This is a genomic window from Anaerobacillus sp. 63XJN7_4_ISO-PGPR-S23-413 (assembly GCF_056173725.1).
Genome location: NZ_CM149688.1, coordinates 1776781 through 1794217 on the forward strand (window position 1 = coordinate 1776781; position 17437 = coordinate 1794217).

The following is a 17437-nucleotide window of genomic DNA, read 5'->3' on the forward strand; positions in this document are numbered from 1 at the left end:
GTGAAGATCAATGGACGATCGGATTACACAGATAAAAGGAATTGGTGATGAGAAAGCAGCGTCTCTTTCATCAATCGGTATAAACAGAATACAAGATTTAATTGAATATTTTCCATTTCGCTATGAAGATTATGAGTTGAAAGATCTCGCTGATGTGAAACATGAAGAGCGAGCTACACTTGAAGGGAAAGTTCATAGTGAACCGGTAGTTCGCTTTTATGGAAAGAAAAAATCACGATTGTCCGTAAGGCTGTTAGTAGGGAAATTCCTCATAACAGCCGTTTTTTTTAATCGTGCTTTTCTAAAAAAGCAGTTTACGTTAGGACAGATTGTTACCGTTACTGGCAAATGGGATCAACATAAAATGACGCTTTCAGCAAATGAAATCACGTTCTCCAGTCATAACCCAGACGGTACAATTGAGCCGATCTATCCTGTAGGTGGAGACGTGACGGTGAAGGCAATGAAGCGATATATCCAGCTTGCTTTGAATCAGTTTGGAGAACAAATTGAAGAAAACCTTCCACCTCAAATGCTTGAAAGGTATAAGTTGATGCCAAGGAAGGATGCCATCTTAATGATGCATTCGCCTCCTTCTCATGAAGGACTTAAGCAAGCGAGACGTCGTTTTGTTTATGAAGAACTACTCCAATTTCAGTTAAAAATGCAGATTTTCCGAAAAAGGGAACGTGAAAGCACTGAAGGAGCTTCTCAAGTTTTTGAAAAAGAAAAATTAGAGGAGTTTGTTCAAAGCCTTCCTTTTCCATTAACAGGCGCACAAAATCGCGTAGTAGGAGAGATATTGAAGGATATGGAAAGCTCCTATCGCATGAATCGCCTGCTCCAAGGTGATGTAGGTTCTGGTAAAACTGTAGTAGCGGCTATTGGCTTATATGCATCTTACTTAGCTGGTCACCAGGGGGCGTTAATGGTTCCGACGGAAATTCTAGCAGAACAGCATTACGAATCATTTCAGGATCTCCTAGGTAACAGACTAAAGGTGGAACTATTAACTGGGTCTGTGAAAGGTAAGAAGCGTAGAGAGATACTTGAACGACTCGCGGTTGGAGAAGTGGATCTATTAATTGGGACACATGCGTTAATACAAGATGAAGTGGTATTTCAAAATCTTGGCCTGGTTATTACGGATGAACAGCATCGGTTTGGAGTAGGACAGCGCAGAGTGCTAAGAGAAAAGGGATTAAGTCCGGATGTTCTTTATATGACGGCAACACCTATCCCAAGGACGCTTGCTATTTCGGTATTTGGTGATATGGATGTTTCGACGATAGATGAAATGCCTGCAGGGCGTAAACCAATTGAGACATATTGGGCAAAGCCAGGAATGCTACCGCGTGTAATCGATTTTGTGAAAAAAGAATTAGATCAAGGCAGACAGGGCTATGTGATCTGCCCGCTTATTGAAGAATCAGAGAAGTTGGATGTACAAAATGCGATTGATGTTCATTTTCAAATGCAAACAGCATTGCCTGACTATCAAGTAGGTTTAATGCATGGACGTCTAAGCTCAGATGAAAAGGAAGCCGTAATGGAGGAATTCAGTACGAATGACGTCCAGCTTCTTGTATCTACAACGGTTGTTGAGGTTGGGGTAAACGTCCCAAATGCGACAATTATGGTAATCTATGATGCAGAACGATTTGGCCTTGCTCAACTTCATCAACTGAGAGGTCGAGTAGGTCGTGGAAGTGAGCAATCTTATTGCATATTACTAGCAGATCCGAAATCTGAAGTAGGCAAAGAGCGAATGCAAATTATGACAGAATCGAATGATGGCTTTGTTCTTTCTCAGCGTGATTTAGAACTTCGAGGACCTGGAGACTTTTTTGGACGTAAACAAAGTGGTTTGCCTGAATTTAAAGTAGCCGACCTGGTGCATGATTATCGCGTGCTAGAAGTAGCTCGAAATGATGCAGCTGCTCTCGTAGAGTCCACCGCATTTTGGGAAGATGGGACATACCGCAGTTTACGAGACTATCTGACAGAGCAGGGCGTTTTAAGTGGAGAAAAATTGGATTAGCTTGCATAATCAACATGCTCGGTATATACTACCTTTTAGGACCTAGTCATAAGACTGAGATAAAGAGGATCAACTTGATCCTCTTTATCCGTTTATTAATGCTAGATAGGCGGCGGTAGTATATGAAGAGGAGTAAGAAAGATCGGCAAAGTCAGCTAAAGGATACGATTGAGAGCACTCCCTTTATCACAGATGAGGAGCTTGCTGATAAATTTAATGTAAGCATTCAAACCATCAGACTAGATCGTCTTGAGCTCTCCATTCCAGAATTAAGAGAGCGAATTAAGTATGTAGCACAACAGCAGCTTGATGAGGTGAAAGCACTTCCGATTGATGAAGTAATCGGTCAGGTGGTCGATTTACAGCTTGATGAAAGTGCGATTTCCATATTGGACATTCGCCCTGAACACGTTTTTTCAAGAAACAAAATCGCAAGAGGACATCACCTTTTTGCGCAGGCGAATTCACTTGCTGTTGCTATAATTGATGATGAGCTTGCACTGACAGCAAAAGCAAATATTCGCTTTTCAAGTCAGGTGAATGAAGGAGAGCGAGTTGTTGCGAAAGCTGTAGTGACAGATCAACGGAAAGACCGGACAACGGTTGAAGTGAATAGCTTCGTCCAGAATGAGAATGTCTTTTCTGGTGAATTTGTCATGTATCGCTCGACTAAATCCTGAAGGGAAGTTGTTTGAAAATGAGACTTGCAATTGACGCAATGGGTGGAGACAACGCACCTGATGCCATTATAGATGGTGTATATGAAGCGATTGAGGCATTCAATGATTTGTCAGTAACGATTGTGGGTGATGAAACTAAAATCAACCCGCTATTAAAAGGAAATAAGGATCGAATAACGGTATTACATACGGAAGAATACATCTCATCAGACGATCAACCAGTAAAAGCTGTTCGACGAAAGAAAAACGCTTCGATGGTTTTAGCCGTGAACGAAGTAAAGGAAGGTCGGGCAGATGCCGCTATATCAGCTGGTAATACTGGTGCGTTAATGGCAGCAGGATTGCTCTACGTTGGCCGTATTAAGGGGATTGATCGTCCAGGATTAGCTCCTACGCTCCCAACAATTGACGAAGCTGGTTTTGTGCTACTTGATGTTGGCGCCAATATGGATGCGAAACCAGAACACCTTCTCCAATATGCTCATATGGGCTCGGTTTATGCAGAGAAAGTGCGAGGTATCGAGAACCCTCGCATAGGTCTTTTGAACATTGGAACAGAAGAAGGTAAAGGGAATGAGCTAAGCAAACAGGCGTTTTCCCTGCTTCAAGAAAGTGGATTGAACTTTGTTGGAAACGTAGAGTCAAGGGACATTCTTGGTAATGAAGCGGATGTTGTCGTCTGTGATGGGTTCTCAGGGAATCTAGTATTAAAGACGATTGAAGGAACGGCTCTCACAATGTTTAAGATGCTAAAAGAAGAGCTTACAAGCTCATTTACAAGTAAATTAGCAGCGGGAGTATTAAAACCGAAGCTGAAGAATTTAAGCACGAAGCTAGATTATTCAGAGTACGGTGGCGCAGGCTTATTTGGTCTGAACGCTCCTGTGATTAAAGCGCATGGATCTTCTAATGGAAGAGCTGTTTTCAGTGCGATTAAGCAAGCTAGAACGATGGTCACTGGAAATGTTGTGACCGCCATTCAATCATCTCTTGTTAAAGAGGAAGGAGAGTAATTATGGGTAAAACAGCCTTTTTATTCCCGGGCCAAGGTTCACAGGCAGTCGGGATGGGACAGGATTTTATGGAAGCTTATTCTGTATCAAAAGATGTATTTACAGAAGCGGATCATCGCTTAAACTTTGAATTAACTAAATTGATTATGAACGGTCCAATTGAGACGCTAACGAGAACGGAAAATGCACAGCCCGCTCTTGTGACAACGAGCGTAGCAGTTCTTGAAGCTCTTCGCGAAAAAGGTATTACAGCTGATTATACGGCTGGTCATAGTCTTGGGGAATATTCTGCCCTCGTCGCTTCAGGTGCTCTATCCTTTTCCGATGCCGTTTTTGCGGTTAGAAACCGGGGGCTTTATATGGAAGAAGCAGTTCCTTCAGGTGAAGGTGCAATGGCAGCGATTATGGGAATGGAGCGAGAAGAGTTACAACAAGTAGTTGACGAGGTATCGGCTTCTACTGATACTGTGCAGCTTGCAAACCTAAATAGTCCTGGACAAATTGTCATTTCAGGCGCAAAAGCGGGTGTTGAGAAAGCTTCAGAAGTAGCAAAAGAGAAGGGCGCTAGGCGCGTGATTCCACTTCAAGTAAGTGGGCCGTTCCACTCTAGTCTTATGAAGCCTGCTGCCGATCAGCTATCTGGCATACTTGAAACAATTGATATAAAGAATGCATCGATTCCAGTCATTGCTAACGTTACGGCTGAACCATCTACTTCTGCTGAAGAGATTCAGAACCACTTATTGGAGCAAATCTATTCACCCGTTCTATGGGAAGATACGGTAAGAAAACTAATGGACCTTGGTGTTGATACGTTTATTGAAATTGGTCCAGGTAATGTCCTTTCCGGTCTTGTCAAAAAGGTTAACCGTCGTGCATCTGTTCATGCAGTCGGAACTCCAGAACAACTCGATCAACTCATTGCTAAGTTAGGAGAGGAATAAACGATGGCTGAAAATAAAACGGCTCTAGTAACAGGAGCCTCCCGAGGTATTGGACGCGCAATTGCATTAGAGCTTGCTAAAGAGGGCATGAACATAGCTGTCAATTATGCAGGAAGTGAAGCGAAAGCAAATAGCGTTGTAGACGAAATTAAAGCAGTTGGTGGAAATGCGATTGCGATTAAAGCAAACGTAGCAAGCATGGAAGAAGTTCAGGGCATGATTAAGGAAGTTGTTTCAACTTTCGGAAGTCTTGAGGTGCTTGTGAATAATGCCGGCATTACACGTGATAATCTCATTATGCGCATGAAGGAAGAAGAGTGGGATTCCGTTATCGACACAAACTTAAAAGGTGTCTTTAACTGTACGAAGTCCGTTACTCGTCAAATGATGAAACAGCGCTACGGTCGCATTGTAAACGTAGCATCTGTCGTGGGTGTAGCTGGGAATGCAGGTCAAGCTAACTATGTAGCAGCGAAAGCAGGCGTGATCGGTTTAACGAAAACAACTGCTAAAGAGCTTGCTAGTCGCAACATTACGGTTAATGCGCTTGCGCCTGGTTTCATCGAAACTGATATGACAGACGAACTTTCTGATGAAGTGAAAAGCGGAATGAAAGGTCAAATTCCACTTGGAAGACTCGGTGCAGCTGAGGACATCGCTAAAGCAACGAAATTTCTCGTTTCTGACGATGCCAATTATATTACAGGTCAAACGCTTCATATTGACGGCGGCATGATCATGTAACTTTTTCAACAACATCTAGTTTTTTTGTTTTATATATCCTATAATAGCTTGAGGGGAGGTGAGTCTAATGGCAGATACACTAGAGCGTGTAACAAAAATTATTGTTGATCGTCTTGGAGTTGAAGAATCTGAAATTAAACCAGAAGCTTCTTTCAAAGACGACCTTGGTGCCGATTCCCTTGATGTAGTGGAATTAGTCATGGAACTTGAAGATGAATTTGATCTTGAAATTTCCGATGAAGATGCTGAGAAAATTGTAACAGTTGGCGATGTAATTGATTACATAAACAGCCATCAATAATCTTCAGGATCACCCTGAAGTTGTGGAATAAACCTCGCTAGCCTGGGGGTTTATTCCTATTAATGATTAAAGCTCCAGAGTACAAAGAGGATAGTGATAAGTCGTGGAGGTATCTATGTCCAAATCAAAACATTCACCAAAAACGAGAGCCAGACGTTTCAAACCTAAGCATTCACGACAACTCGTGGTTGGAGAGGCAATCAGATCGCAATTCACTGCTTTTCAAAAGGAAATTGGTGTATCGTTCGAAAATGAACAGCTTCTTTTTCAAGCTTTTACCCATTCATCCTATGTGAATGAGCATCGACTGCATCCGCAGATGGATAATGAACGTCTTGAATTTCTTGGAGATGCCGTACTTGAGCTTACGATATCAAGATACTTATATGAAAAGTACCCGAATATGAGTGAAGGCCAGCTAACGAAGCTAAGAGCCGCAATTGTTTGTGAACCATCACTTGTTCAGTTTGCAAATGACATGAATTTTGGACATCTCGTGCTTCTTGGCAAAGGAGAAGAGATGACGGGTGGTAGAATGCGCCCTGCCCTTCTTGCTGATGTATTCGAGTCATTCGTCTGTGCTTTGTATCTTGATCAAGGTCTTGAAGTCGTCTTTGAATTTCTTGAGAAGTTTGTTTATCCCAAAATTAACGCCGGTGCTTTTTCTCATGTGATGGATTATAAAAGCCAGCTTCAGGAAGTTATTCAGCGTGAAAGCCTTGGCGTGATTGATTACGTTATTACCGATGAAAAAGGACCCGCACATAACAGAGAGTTCTCCTCGAAAGTTATGTTAAATGGAAGTGATCTTGGTGTTGGGGTCGGACGCTCAAAGAAAGAAGCCGAACAAATGGCCGCTCAAAAAGCACTTATAAACTTAAAAGATCGTAATGAAAAAGAATCCTGATCCCAGGATTCTTTTTCATTAGATTCATTCTCTTTTAACTAACGATTTAGGATGCGCGCAATTTGCCTAGTTCAGCTAAGATTGCCTGCATTTCTGCAACACTAAGTGATTGTTTTTTGTTTAACATCACATAGATTTCATGAATATCTTCATAAGAAGATAAATCGAATGATTCTGGCTTAATCATGCCAGAATTGATCACCTGCATTTTTTCTTTAATGCTCTCAACCATAAAAGCTAGATTTTCTTCTGATTTAATGGAAAGATCCATTCGTAACACCTGCCTTATTCATTTGACTTAATTAATGACGACATGTCGCCATGCTATGTACCATTTCCCAATCAAGTAACAATGAGAGAGTCATTGTCTTGCTTTAGGGTTTTCCTTATTGTAACATGTCTCAGCTCAGTATCGTAGAGGTCATTGTTTTATGATAAAATAAGACAGTTAGTGATGAAAGTAAACCAAACGTTTTGATTCGCATACATAGATGAAACAGATGAGGGGGAAAGATGATGTTCCTCAAACGATTAGATGTAGTCGGCTTTAAGTCATTCGCCGATCGTATTTCAGTTGAGTTTGTCCCAGGAGTAACATCAGTTGTCGGCCCGAACGGGAGCGGCAAAAGTAATATAAATGACGCCATTCGCTGGGTACTTGGTGAACAATCAGCCAAGTCACTTAGAGGCGCTAAAATGGAAGATATCATTTTCGCAGGTAGCGATACGAGAAAGGCGGTCAACTTAGCAGAAGTAACGCTTACGCTTGATAATACAAATCAATATCTACCGATTGACTATAATGAGGTTAGTGTCACGAGGCGTGTATATCGATCGGGAGATAGCGAGTATTTATTAAATAACCAGACATGTCGTTTAAAAGATATCATTGAGCTCTTCATGGATTCTGGGCTAGGGAAAGAATCATTTTCCATTATTGGTCAAGGTAGAATTGAAGAGATTCTTAGTAGCAAATCTGAAGAACGTCGCAAGATTTTTGAAGAAGCTGCGGGCGTGTTGAAATATAAAACCCGCAAGACGAAGGCGGAAACTCGTTTAAAAGAGACAGAAGATAACCTCCATCGCGTCGAGGATATTCTTTATGAGCTGGAGGATCAAGTTGAACCACTCCGCATGCAGGCATCGATCGCCAAAGATTACTTGCAAAAGCGAGAAGACTTGGAAAAGATTGAAGCGGCACTAACGGTTCATGAAATTGAAGAGTATCATCAATCATGGAAGCAAAAGAAAGCTGAATTGGATTCGTTAAAGGAGAGAGAAAGCAGTCTCGGCGATTCCATTAAGGTTAAGAAAGAAGAGCTAACGAATATTAGATTAAAGCTTGATCAGTCTGAGAGTAAGTTAGAAGCTTATCAGCAGCAGCTCCTTGATACGAGTGAAGAGTTAGAGAAGCTTGAAGGAAAGAAAGAAGTGCTTAAGGAACGGAAAAAAAATGCGCATCAAAATCGCACTAATTTGAGTGAGCGTATGACGTTTTTACAAGAGAAAAAAAGTTATTATGAGAAAGAAATTGAGCATCACTATAAACGCTTTGATCAGCAAAAGAAAGAATTAAGTGACTTAAAGGCCAGTCTTAGAAAAGAAACAGAGCTTCTTTCTGATATTGAGCAAGACATTGAACAAGAACTTGATCGTATGAAATCGGATTACTTCGAGCTACTTAACGAACAAGCGTCGATTCGAAACGAAAACCGCTATCTTCAAGATCAGCTTTCTGTTCTTAATCAGCGTAAGGAGCGACTGGATGGAGATAATCATAAATACATTGAAGAACGAAGCGCTGTAGACGAAAAGAAAGAGGAACGTTCTGCAAAATTAGCCGAATCCAAGAAGCTACTTGAAGCTCACGTGTCTCGGTTCTATAAAAGCAAGCATGACGTGGAAGAGAAAAAGAAAGAGCTTGGTGAGAAAGAATCTAAGCTTTATCAAGCTTATCAATATATTCAACAATACAAGTCTAAGAAAGAAATGTTAGAAGAAATGCAGGATGATTATGCTGGTTTCTTCCAGGGTGTTAAAGAAGTACTCAAAGCTCGCGAAGACCTTACTGGGATTGAAGGGGCAGTTGCGGAACTAATAACAGTACCTAAAGATGTAGAGACAGCGCTTGAAACGGCCCTTGGCGGTGCGATGCAGAATGTCGTTGTTCGTGATGAGGCTGCAGGAAGACAGGCGATCTCATTCTTGAAGAAGAACCGTTCCGGAAGAGCCACTTTCCTTCCGCTGTCAGTCGTGAAATCAAGAAAAATTTCGAACTATGATTTAGATCGTGCTAAGGAAAATGAAGCTTTCGTAGGCGTGGCTTCCGAACTCATCACATACGATCCGAAGTATCAGGCCGTGATGGAGAACTTATTAGGCTCTGTTCTCGTAGCTAAAGACCTAAAGGGTGCAAACGAACTTGCAAAAATCATGCAATATCGAACGCGCGTCGTAACCCTTGAAGGTGATGTTGTTAATCCAGGTGGCTCTATGAGCGGAGGTAGTGTGAAGCAAAAATCATCATCGCTTCTAAGTCGTCAGCGAGATCTTGAACTACTGATCAACAAGCTTGACGATATGCAGAAGAAGACCGCTGTAGCCGAGCAGGAGATCAAGCAGGATAAAGCAATATTAGCGGATCTTGAAGAGAACCTTGATGAAATGCGCGAACGAGGAGAGAATCTTAGACTTGAAGAACAGTCTCTTCTTGGTGATTTGAGAGCAATTGAAGGAGACGAACGGAACACAAACGAACGTCTGCAGCTGTACGATCGAGAGAAGAAAGCGATCGATGAGGAAGTAGAAACTCATCAGAAGCGGCACGTGTATTTGACCGAACGTCTTGAGGTGATTACTCAACAAGCAGAAGAACTTGAAGGTAAGATCGAGAACCTGACTGCTAAGAAACAAACGCAGCAAACGTCTCGTGAGACAATACAAACTGAGATCACAGACCTTAAAGTGAAAGTGGCGGAGCACCAGCAATCATTCCAGAATCAGAAAGAGACGCTGGACCGCTTAACGTCTGAACAAAATGAAACGAATGCTCAGCTAACCGAAACAACCGAAGAATTTACGCTCCTATCAGAAGCTATGTCTTCCAATTCTAATGGTGAGGAGAAGCTTGACCAAAATATCGTCTCATTCCGATCTGAGAAAGAGAAGCTTCTTACAACACTACAGAATGAACGTGAAGTGAAGTTATCTTTACAACAGGAGATTGAATCTGTCAGTAGCAAGCTCGATCTATTAATCGCAGAGGAAAAGCAGCTTTCAGGATTAATGCAGGCCGTTGAGGTGCGGATTAACAGACTTGATGTAGAACTTGAGAACAGGTTAGCTATTTTAAGTGAAGAGTATGGACTGACTTATGAAGCGGCGAAAGAAAAGCACATTCTTACACTGGAACCTGAAGATGCTAAGCGTAAGCTAAAGCTCATTAAGCTAGAAATTGATGAGCTTGGTACCGTTAACCTTGGTGCGATAGATGAGTATGAACGAGTGAATGATCGCTATACGTTTCTTAGTGAACAGCAAGCGGATCTTCTTCAAGCGAAAAAAACATTGTATGATGTGATCGAGGAAATGGATCAAGAAATGAAAAAGCGCTTTGAAGATACATTTACTAAAATACGAGCGCAGTTCCAAATTGTCTTTAAGGAATTGTTTGGTGGAGGTAAAGCAGATCTCGTACTAACAGATCCGGATAATCTTCTTTCAACAGGCGTGGATATATTAGCACAACCGCCAGGGAAGAAACTTCAACATTTAGCGCTTCTATCGGGAGGAGAACGAGCTTTCACGGCCATCGCTCTCTTATTCTCGATTTTAAAAGTTCGACCTGTTCCGTTTTGCGTCCTGGATGAAGTAGAAGCAGCGCTAGACGATGCGAACGTCAATCGATTTGCGAAATATTTAAAGCAATTTAGTGAAAAAACGCAGTTTATTGTGATTACACACAGAAAAGGTACAATGGAAGAGTCTGATGTTCTATATGGCGTTACAATGCAAGAGTCAGGTGTATCCCGACTCGTTTCCGTTAGACTTGAAGAATCGAAGCAATTAATATCGCAATAATGAGTAGGGGGATTAAACGTGAGTTTTTTTAAAAAGTTAAAAGACAAGTTCACAACACAAACAGATGAAGTAAGCGGAAAATTTAAAGACGGTCTTGAGAAAACAAGAACATCTTTCTCAACAAAAATGAATAACCTCGTAAAAAACTATCGCAAAGTTGATGAAGATTTTTTTGAAGAGCTAGAGGAGCTTCTTATCAGTGCCGATGTGGGTGTTGCGACTGTAATGGATCTCATTGACGTATTAAAAGATGAAGCGAGAACGCGTAACATTAAAGATACGAAAGAACTGCAAAGCGTCATTTCAGAAAAGTTAGCAGAACTTCTTCATAAGTCCGATGAAGATGGCTCTCTTAATGTACAAGAAGAAGGTTTAACGGTTTTCTTGTTCGTTGGAGTTAATGGGGTAGGAAAGACAACTACTATTGGAAAGCTCGCACATAAGTTTAAACAAGAAGGAAAGAAAGTGGTTCTTGCAGCGGGGGATACGTTCCGAGCAGGAGCAATTGAGCAATTAGAAGTATGGGGTGAACGAGCTGAAGTTGATGTGATTAAACACCAAGCAGGCTCAGATCCAGCAGCAGTTGTATTCGATGCTGTTCAATCTGCTAAATCACGAAACGCAGATATATTGCTTTGTGATACAGCGGGGCGTCTTCAGAACAAAGTAAACCTTATGAATGAGCTAGAAAAAGTAAAACGTGTGATTCAACGTGAAGTGCCATCAGGTCCACATGAGGTGATTCTCGTTCTAGATGCCACTACAGGACAAAATGCGATGAGTCAGGCGAAGCAATTTGGACAATCAACAGACGTGTCTGGCATTGCGTTAACCAAGCTTGATGGAACAGCAAAAGGTGGAATCGTGCTTGCTATTCGACACGAACTGGATATCCCTGTTAAACTCGTAGGGCTTGGGGAGAAAATGGATGATTTGCAGGAGTTTGATCCTGATACATTCGTATACGGACTATTCTCTTCCATCATTGAAGAAGAGGAAGAAAACGAAGAATAAATTCTAAATTATTTGTGTTAAGAAAAAATCTTGACAAATAAAATGACGCATAGTAATATAATTAACGTAAAGGTGATTACCTTAACAAGGGGCTGTTAACAATGCTAGAGAAAACGATGAGAATTAACTCGTTATTCGACTTTTATCAGTCGCTTTTAACACCGAAACAGCGTAATTATATGGCATTGTATTACCTTGATGATTATTCACTTGGTGAAATCGCAGAAGAATTTCAAGTTAGCCGTCAGGCTGTCTATGATAACATTAAGCGAACTGAACAAATGATAGAAGAATATGAAGCAAAACTGTTGCTATTCGAGCGTTATATCAAAAGGCAAGAGCTGTTAGAAAAGCTTAGAGAAGCGATCGCGAGTGAGAATGAACACTCGAAGGCGCTGCCGTTGATTACATCGCTTGAAAAACTGGATTAGGAGGCGGCGAACATGGCATTTGAAGGGTTAGCCGACCGACTGCAAGACACCCTGCAGAAGATACGCGGTAAAGGGAAAGTAACGGAAGCTGACGTCAAAGAAATGATGCGCGAAGTAAGGTTAGCCTTGCTTGAAGCCGATGTTAACTTTAAAGTCGTAAAACAGTTTATCAATAAGGTCAAAGAGCGCGCCGTCGGACAGGAAGTTATGAAAAGCCTGACGCCAGGGCAGCAGGTCATTAAAGTCGTTAATGAAGAGCTGACAGCGCTAATGGGTGGCGAACAGAGCAAAATTGCTGTTTCAAGTCGCCCGCCGACTGTTATTATGATGGCCGGACTACAGGGTGCAGGTAAGACGACTACTGTCGGGAAGCTTGCAAACCATTTACGTAAAAATCACAACCGTAAACCACTATTAGTAGCGGCGGATATCTATCGTCCTGCTGCGATTAACCAGCTTGAAACGCTTGGTAAACAACTTAGTATGCCGGTGTTCTCGATGGGCGATCAGGTTAGTCCGGTTGAGATTGCTACTAAAGCAATCGAAAAAGCAAAAGAAGAGCATCTTGACTATGTCATTATTGACACAGCCGGTCGATTGCATATTGATGAAAATCTAATGCAAGAGCTAAAAGATGTTAAAGAAGCTGTTACGCCTGACGAAGTTTTCCTTGTCGTTGATTCGATGACAGGACAGGACGCTGTGAATGTAGCTGAAAGCTTTAATGATGCGCTTGATATAACAGGTGTCATTCTCACAAAGCTTGATGGTGACACACGCGGTGGCGCTGCACTTTCGATCAAGTCTGTAACAGATAAACCGATCAAGTTTGCTGGTATGGGTGAGAAGCTCGATGCACTTGAACCGTTTCATCCTGAGAGAATGGCATCGCGAATTCTCGGAATGGGAGACGTTTTAACGCTCATTGAAAAAGCCCAGACTTCAGTAGATGAAGACAAAGCTAAAGAACTTGAGAAAAAGATGCGAACGATGAGCTTTACGTTCGATGATTTCCTTGATCAGCTTGGTCAGGTTCGAAGCATGGGACCGCTTGATGAATTGATGGACATGATTCCTGGAATGAACAAAAAAGCCATGAAAAATGTCAGTGTTGATGAGAAGCAAATTGGCCGAGTTGAAGCCATTATTCAATCCATGACAACACGCGAGAAAGAAGAGCCTGATCTCATCAATGCGAGTCGCAAAAAAAGAATTGCCGTCGGTAGTGGAACATCTGTGCAAGATGTCAATCGTCTCTTGAAACAATTTGACGAGATGAAGAAGATGATGAAACAGATGACCAACATGTCTAAAGGCGGTAAGAAAAAAGGTAAGGGCATGAATTTCCCATTCATGCAATAAAAATGAAGTAAATTTTCTCTTTACAAGAGTATAAATTTATGATATTATATTTATTTATGTGAATATTTTTGGAGGTGAAACACATGGCAGTTAAAATTCGTTTAAAGCGTATGGGTGCTAAAAGAGCTCCTTACTATCGCGTAGTTGTTGCTGATTCACGTGCACCACGTGACGGACGCTTCATCGAGGAAATCGGTACTTACAATCCGGTTGCTAATCCAGTTGAAGTGAAAATCAACGAAGAGAAAGCTCTTGATTGGATGCTTAAAGGCGCTAAGCCTTCTGATACAGTACGTAACTTATTCTCCACTGCAGGTCTTATGGAGAAGCTTCACAACGCAAAAAACACAAAGTAATTTAACACCTTAGAGGAGGCTTTCTTGAAAGCCTCCTTTGGTGTATCTAGGTCCATCATTTTTAAAAAGGTGGTAGAGTATAATGGAAGCCCTGGTTGAAACAATTGTAAAAGCTCTTGTCGATTATCCTGATGATGTTCGTGTTGAAAAAGAAGAGACAAGCAGTTTGGATATATACAAGCTTCACGTTCATGCAGAGGACACAGGAAAGGTGATTGGGAAGCAGGGAAAGGTCGCTCGATCAATTCGTACGGTGATGAACGCCGCTGCTGTTCAGTCCAATAAACGTGTACAGTTGGAGATACTTTAGGGGGAGATGAAACTCCTCTTTTTTTGTTTTGGCTCACTCGAATGAAACTTTCAATTCACGTGCCTTTCACCAGATTCATAATCCATATCTAACGTTTATAAAAATTCTCATTGTTCGTAAGGGTTCTTTTTTTATGATAAGCTATATTATCTTATAGTGATGATATCTCGATTTTTGGCTCAATTGAATGAAATATCTGTTTCACTCGCCTTAGCCAAAAATCAATAACATTTATTAACATAGCCTTATGAGAACGTGGATTTAACATCAAATACGAAGGCTTTCCCTTTCAAAAGACTTGGCCAGAAGCCAGGTTTTTCTATTGCATCTATATATCATGTGAAAATCAGGTCCTATTTACATATGGAGGGCAGCGAGATGAAAATCATTGTAACGTATGATGTGAAACAAATTTTAACTGAAGAAAGCCGGGCTTCCTATCTAGACAAATGGCAAAAAGAACATGCCTCTCTTCTGCGGGAATGTGATCATCTTCAATTTGAAATGAAGCGCCTGCAAAAAAAACGCCCTTCTGATCAAAAGTGGATAGCTGATCAATTCGATAAAGAAATTCGGACAAGATCTGAACGAATGTCATTCCTTGATTTCAAAATGGATCAACTTGATCAGTTGACTTTAGGTTCTGAAATTCACGACGGTGAAATTCAATCCATTCAGGAAGTTCAAATTGGGGACGAGTGGCATGGAAGAGAGCAAAAAGGTAAAATAGTCGTAAAAGATGGGGTTGTGCAAAGCATCGTCCCTGACTCAAAAGGAAAGGATATTATGATATGACAGAATGGCTTAATGTAGGAAAAATCGTCAATACACATGGCGTGCGAGGTGAAGTACGCGTTATTTCTAGAACAGATTTTCCAGAGGAGCGTTATGCAATAGGCAACAAGCTGTACTTGTTTAAGGATGATGAGCCTGTATCTTTAACAGTTTCATCACATAGAAAGCATAAGCAGTTTGATTTGCTTACATTTGAAGGGTTTCACAATATAAACGAAGTACAGCACATGAAAGAAGGTATTCTGAAAGTAAAGGAAGATCAAGGCGGAAAGCTATCAAAAGAAGAATTCTACTACCGTGATATTATCGGGCTTGAAGTTCATACTGAAGATGGCGAGTATCTTGGTAAGGTAAAAGAAATTCTTTCACCAGGAGCAAATGATGTTTGGGTTGTTCAAACTGCCGGCGGGGGTAAGGATCTTTTGTTACCTTACATCGAGCAAGTGGTGAAACAGGTCGATTTAAGTGAAGGGAAAATTACCGTTCATTTAATGGAAGGACTTCGTGATTAGCATGAAGATTGATGTGCTTTCGCTGTTTCCTGAAATGTTCTCAGGTGTATTTAACCATTCGATTTTAAAGCGTGCTCAGGATAATGGGGCTGTGACTTATAATGTGACTAATTTTCGTGACTATAGTTCGAATAAGCATAAAAACGTTGATGATTATCCATACGGTGGGGGAGCTGGTATGGTGTTAACGCCTCAACCGGTTTTTGACGCTGTCGCCGATCTTTCAGCAGGAAAGCATCCACGCGTCATTCTGATGTGTCCTCAAGGAGAAAGGTTTACACAAAAGAAAGCGGAAGAGCTTGCGAAGGAAGATCATCTTATTTTCATTTGCGGTCATTATGAAGGTTATGATGAGCGTATTCGAGAAAATCTAGTAACGGATGAGATTTCCATTGGTGACTTCGTCTTAACAGGAGGAGAGCTTGGGAGCATGGTCGTTATTGACAGTGTTACAAGACTTCTCCCTGGAGTCCTTGGTAATGATACATCAGCTCCTATGGATTCGTTTAGTAGTGGTTTACTAGAGCACCCTCACTACACACGCCCTGCTGAGTATGCTGGGTTAAACGTGCCTGATGTGCTTCTATCAGGAAATCATGAGGCTATTCGTAAGTGGCGTCTTAAGGAATCGTTAAGGCGCACGTGGAATAGAAGACCGGATCTTCTTAGAGAGAAAGAATTGACGAAGGAAGAAGAGAAATTTCTTCAAGATATTAAGCGAGAAAAAGAGTGAATTCATTCTTGTAATCTAAAAAGTGCTATGCTATGATAACAGTTGTGGCATTAGTCACGTTATTACGATGTTCCGCTGTAATGAAAGATTATTTATATGAGCATCTGTGTGGAAGGAGGGTTACTTGATGCACAAGTTAATCCAGGATATCACAAAAGACCAACTTAAGTCGGATCTTCCTAATTTCCGACCAGGAGATACTGTGAAAGTTCACGTTAAAGTTGTCGAAGGTACTCGTGAGCGTATCCAGTTATTCGAAGGTGTTGTGATTAAACGACGTGGTGGCGGAATCAGTGAAACATTTACAGTTCGTAAGATTTCTTACGGAGTAGGTGTTGAGCGTACATTCCCTGTACATTCACCGAAAGTTGCTAAGCTTGAAGTTGCTCGTCGCGGTAAAGTTCGCCGTGCTAAGCTATACTACTTGCGTGCACTTCGTGGTAAAGCCGCTCGTATTAAAGAAATTCGATAAAGTTAGACGCGAAAGGGAGCTTGCATTGTCAGGCTCCTTTTTTCTATTGAAAAAAACTCATGTGAAATAAGTAACTTTCTATGATAAAATAAAGCGGGTTATAAAGGTTTGTAGGAAAGGCTAGAGGGGAAAGAAATAGGTAAAAAAGACCCTTTCATTAGGAGGAACGAGCATGAAAAGCACCAGATCAGCAGAGAAGAAAGATTCCTGGGAGTGGATACGTGCGCTCATCATTGCTTTTATACTAGCAGGAGCCGTTCGCTATTTTATTTTTGCTCCCATTGTTGTTGATGGCGAAAGCATGATGCCGACATTACAGGATCGTGATCGGATGATCGTGAACAAAATCAGCTATAATATTGGTGATGCTGAACGTTTCGATATCATTGTATTCGAGGCACCCGAAGGTAAAGATTATATTAAACGAGTGATTGGTCTGCCTGGAGATAAGGTGGAATACAAAGGCGATATGCTTTACGTAAATGGTGAAGCGGTTAAGGAGCCCTATCTAGAACCATATAAAGATGATTTGTTAGAAGGGAACTTAACGTACGATTTTGATTTAACTGGTGTAACTGGTGAAGCTACAGTTCCAGAAGGACAATTGTTTGTGATGGGGGACAATCGCCAGCATAGTAAAGATAGTCGTTCCATTGGCTTCGTTCCTGTTGAAAAAGTTGTCGGAGAAGCAAACGTTATTTTTTGGCCCTTAAATGATATACAAGTAATGGAGTGAGGATCT

19 protein-coding genes are annotated in these 17437 nt (G+C 41.3%); 18 read left to right on the forward strand and 1 reads right to left on the reverse strand.

Features of this window, described 5'->3' with window-relative positions:
- Nucleotides 1-10 precede the first annotated feature (10 nt).
- The 7 genes from recG (at nt 11) to rnc (ending at nt 6630) form a co-directional block, all read left to right on the forward strand.
- A complete protein-coding gene (recG, locus tag AC0VYO_RS09630; protein ID WP_475367270.1) occupies nt 11-2041 on the forward strand; it encodes an ATP-dependent DNA helicase RecG in 2031 nt (676 codons plus the stop codon).
- A gap of 122 nt (nt 2042-2163) precedes the next feature.
- Nucleotides 2164-2721, forward strand: a complete 558-nt coding sequence (gene fapR / locus AC0VYO_RS09635; protein WP_430242724.1) for a transcription factor FapR — start codon at nt 2164-2166, stop codon at nt 2719-2721.
- Between the two features lie 17 nt (nt 2722-2738).
- A complete protein-coding gene (gene plsX / locus AC0VYO_RS09640) occupies nt 2739-3734 on the forward strand; it encodes a phosphate acyltransferase PlsX (protein WP_430242722.1) in 996 nt (331 codons plus the stop codon).
- A 2-nt stretch (nt 3735-3736) separates the two neighbouring features.
- Complete coding sequence (gene fabD / locus AC0VYO_RS09645; protein ID WP_430242719.1) at nt 3737-4678, forward strand: ACP S-malonyltransferase; 942 nt, start codon at nt 3737-3739, stop codon at nt 4676-4678.
- A 3-nt stretch (nt 4679-4681) separates the two neighbouring features.
- Nucleotides 4682-5422, forward strand: a complete 741-nt coding sequence (gene fabG, locus AC0VYO_RS09650) for a 3-oxoacyl-[acyl-carrier-protein] reductase (protein ID WP_475367271.1) — start codon at nt 4682-4684, stop codon at nt 5420-5422.
- A 67-nt stretch (nt 5423-5489) separates the two neighbouring features.
- Nucleotides 5490-5723 (forward strand): acyl carrier protein, encoded by a 234-nt coding sequence (acpP, locus tag AC0VYO_RS09655; protein ID WP_048309824.1) that lies wholly within the window; start codon nt 5490-5492, stop codon nt 5721-5723.
- Nucleotides 5724-5838: 115 nt separating this feature from the next.
- The gene (gene rnc, locus AC0VYO_RS09660) at nt 5839-6630 is read left to right on the forward strand and encodes a ribonuclease III (protein WP_194221396.1); all 792 of its coding nucleotides are present in this window, start codon (nt 5839-5841) and stop codon (nt 6628-6630) included.
- Between the two features lie 46 nt (nt 6631-6676).
- On the opposite strand, the gene AC0VYO_RS09665 is transcribed toward rnc, so the two are convergent.
- On the reverse strand, nt 6677-6901 hold the full coding sequence (locus AC0VYO_RS09665; protein ID WP_194221397.1) for a DUF1128 domain-containing protein: 225 nt from the start codon (nt 6899-6901) through the stop codon (nt 6677-6679).
- Nucleotides 6902-7146: 245 nt separating this feature from the next.
- Between AC0VYO_RS09665 and smc the strand changes: the two genes are divergently transcribed.
- The 11 genes from smc (at nt 7147) to lepB (ending at nt 17431) form a co-directional block, all read left to right on the forward strand.
- Nucleotides 7147-10710, forward strand: coding sequence for a chromosome segregation protein SMC (gene smc / locus AC0VYO_RS09670; RefSeq protein ID WP_475368914.1), 3564 nt, complete (start codon nt 7147-7149; stop codon nt 10708-10710).
- An 18-nt stretch (nt 10711-10728) separates the two neighbouring features.
- Entirely contained in the window at nt 10729-11724 is a 996-nt protein-coding gene (ftsY, locus tag AC0VYO_RS09675; protein WP_194221399.1) for a signal recognition particle-docking protein FtsY, read from the forward strand.
- 101 nt (nt 11725-11825) lie between these two features.
- Nucleotides 11826-12155, forward strand: coding sequence for a putative DNA-binding protein (locus tag AC0VYO_RS09680; RefSeq protein ID WP_194221400.1), 330 nt, complete (start codon nt 11826-11828; stop codon nt 12153-12155).
- A gap of 12 nt (nt 12156-12167) precedes the next feature.
- Entirely contained in the window at nt 12168-13517 is a 1350-nt protein-coding gene (gene ffh, locus AC0VYO_RS09685; RefSeq protein WP_194221401.1) for a signal recognition particle protein, read from the forward strand.
- Between the two features lie 83 nt (nt 13518-13600).
- Nucleotides 13601-13873: a 30S ribosomal protein S16 gene (rpsP, locus tag AC0VYO_RS09690; protein ID WP_098443358.1), complete on the forward strand. Its 273-nt coding sequence runs from the start codon at nt 13601-13603 to the stop codon at nt 13871-13873.
- 82 nt (nt 13874-13955) lie between these two features.
- Entirely contained in the window at nt 13956-14183 is a 228-nt protein-coding gene (locus tag AC0VYO_RS09695; protein ID WP_430242706.1) for a KH domain-containing protein, read from the forward strand.
- 378 nt (nt 14184-14561) lie between these two features.
- Nucleotides 14562-14978: a YlqD family protein gene (locus tag AC0VYO_RS09700; protein ID WP_430242703.1), complete on the forward strand. Its 417-nt coding sequence runs from the start codon at nt 14562-14564 to the stop codon at nt 14976-14978.
- Nucleotides 14975-15490: a ribosome maturation factor RimM gene (rimM, locus tag AC0VYO_RS09705; RefSeq protein ID WP_226612822.1), complete on the forward strand. Its 516-nt coding sequence runs from the start codon at nt 14975-14977 to the stop codon at nt 15488-15490. The genes AC0VYO_RS09700 and rimM overlap by 4 nt, the downstream gene beginning before the upstream one ends.
- Before the next feature lies 1 nt (nt 15491).
- Entirely contained in the window at nt 15492-16223 is a 732-nt protein-coding gene (trmD, locus tag AC0VYO_RS09710; RefSeq protein ID WP_475367480.1) for a tRNA (guanosine(37)-N1)-methyltransferase TrmD, read from the forward strand.
- 127 nt (nt 16224-16350) lie between these two features.
- The gene (gene rplS, locus AC0VYO_RS09715; RefSeq protein WP_098443362.1) at nt 16351-16695 is read left to right on the forward strand and encodes a 50S ribosomal protein L19; all 345 of its coding nucleotides are present in this window, start codon (nt 16351-16353) and stop codon (nt 16693-16695) included.
- A gap of 172 nt (nt 16696-16867) precedes the next feature.
- Complete coding sequence (lepB, locus tag AC0VYO_RS09720) at nt 16868-17431, forward strand: signal peptidase I (RefSeq protein ID WP_303531268.1); 564 nt, start codon at nt 16868-16870, stop codon at nt 17429-17431.
- Nucleotides 17432-17437 lie beyond the last annotated feature (6 nt).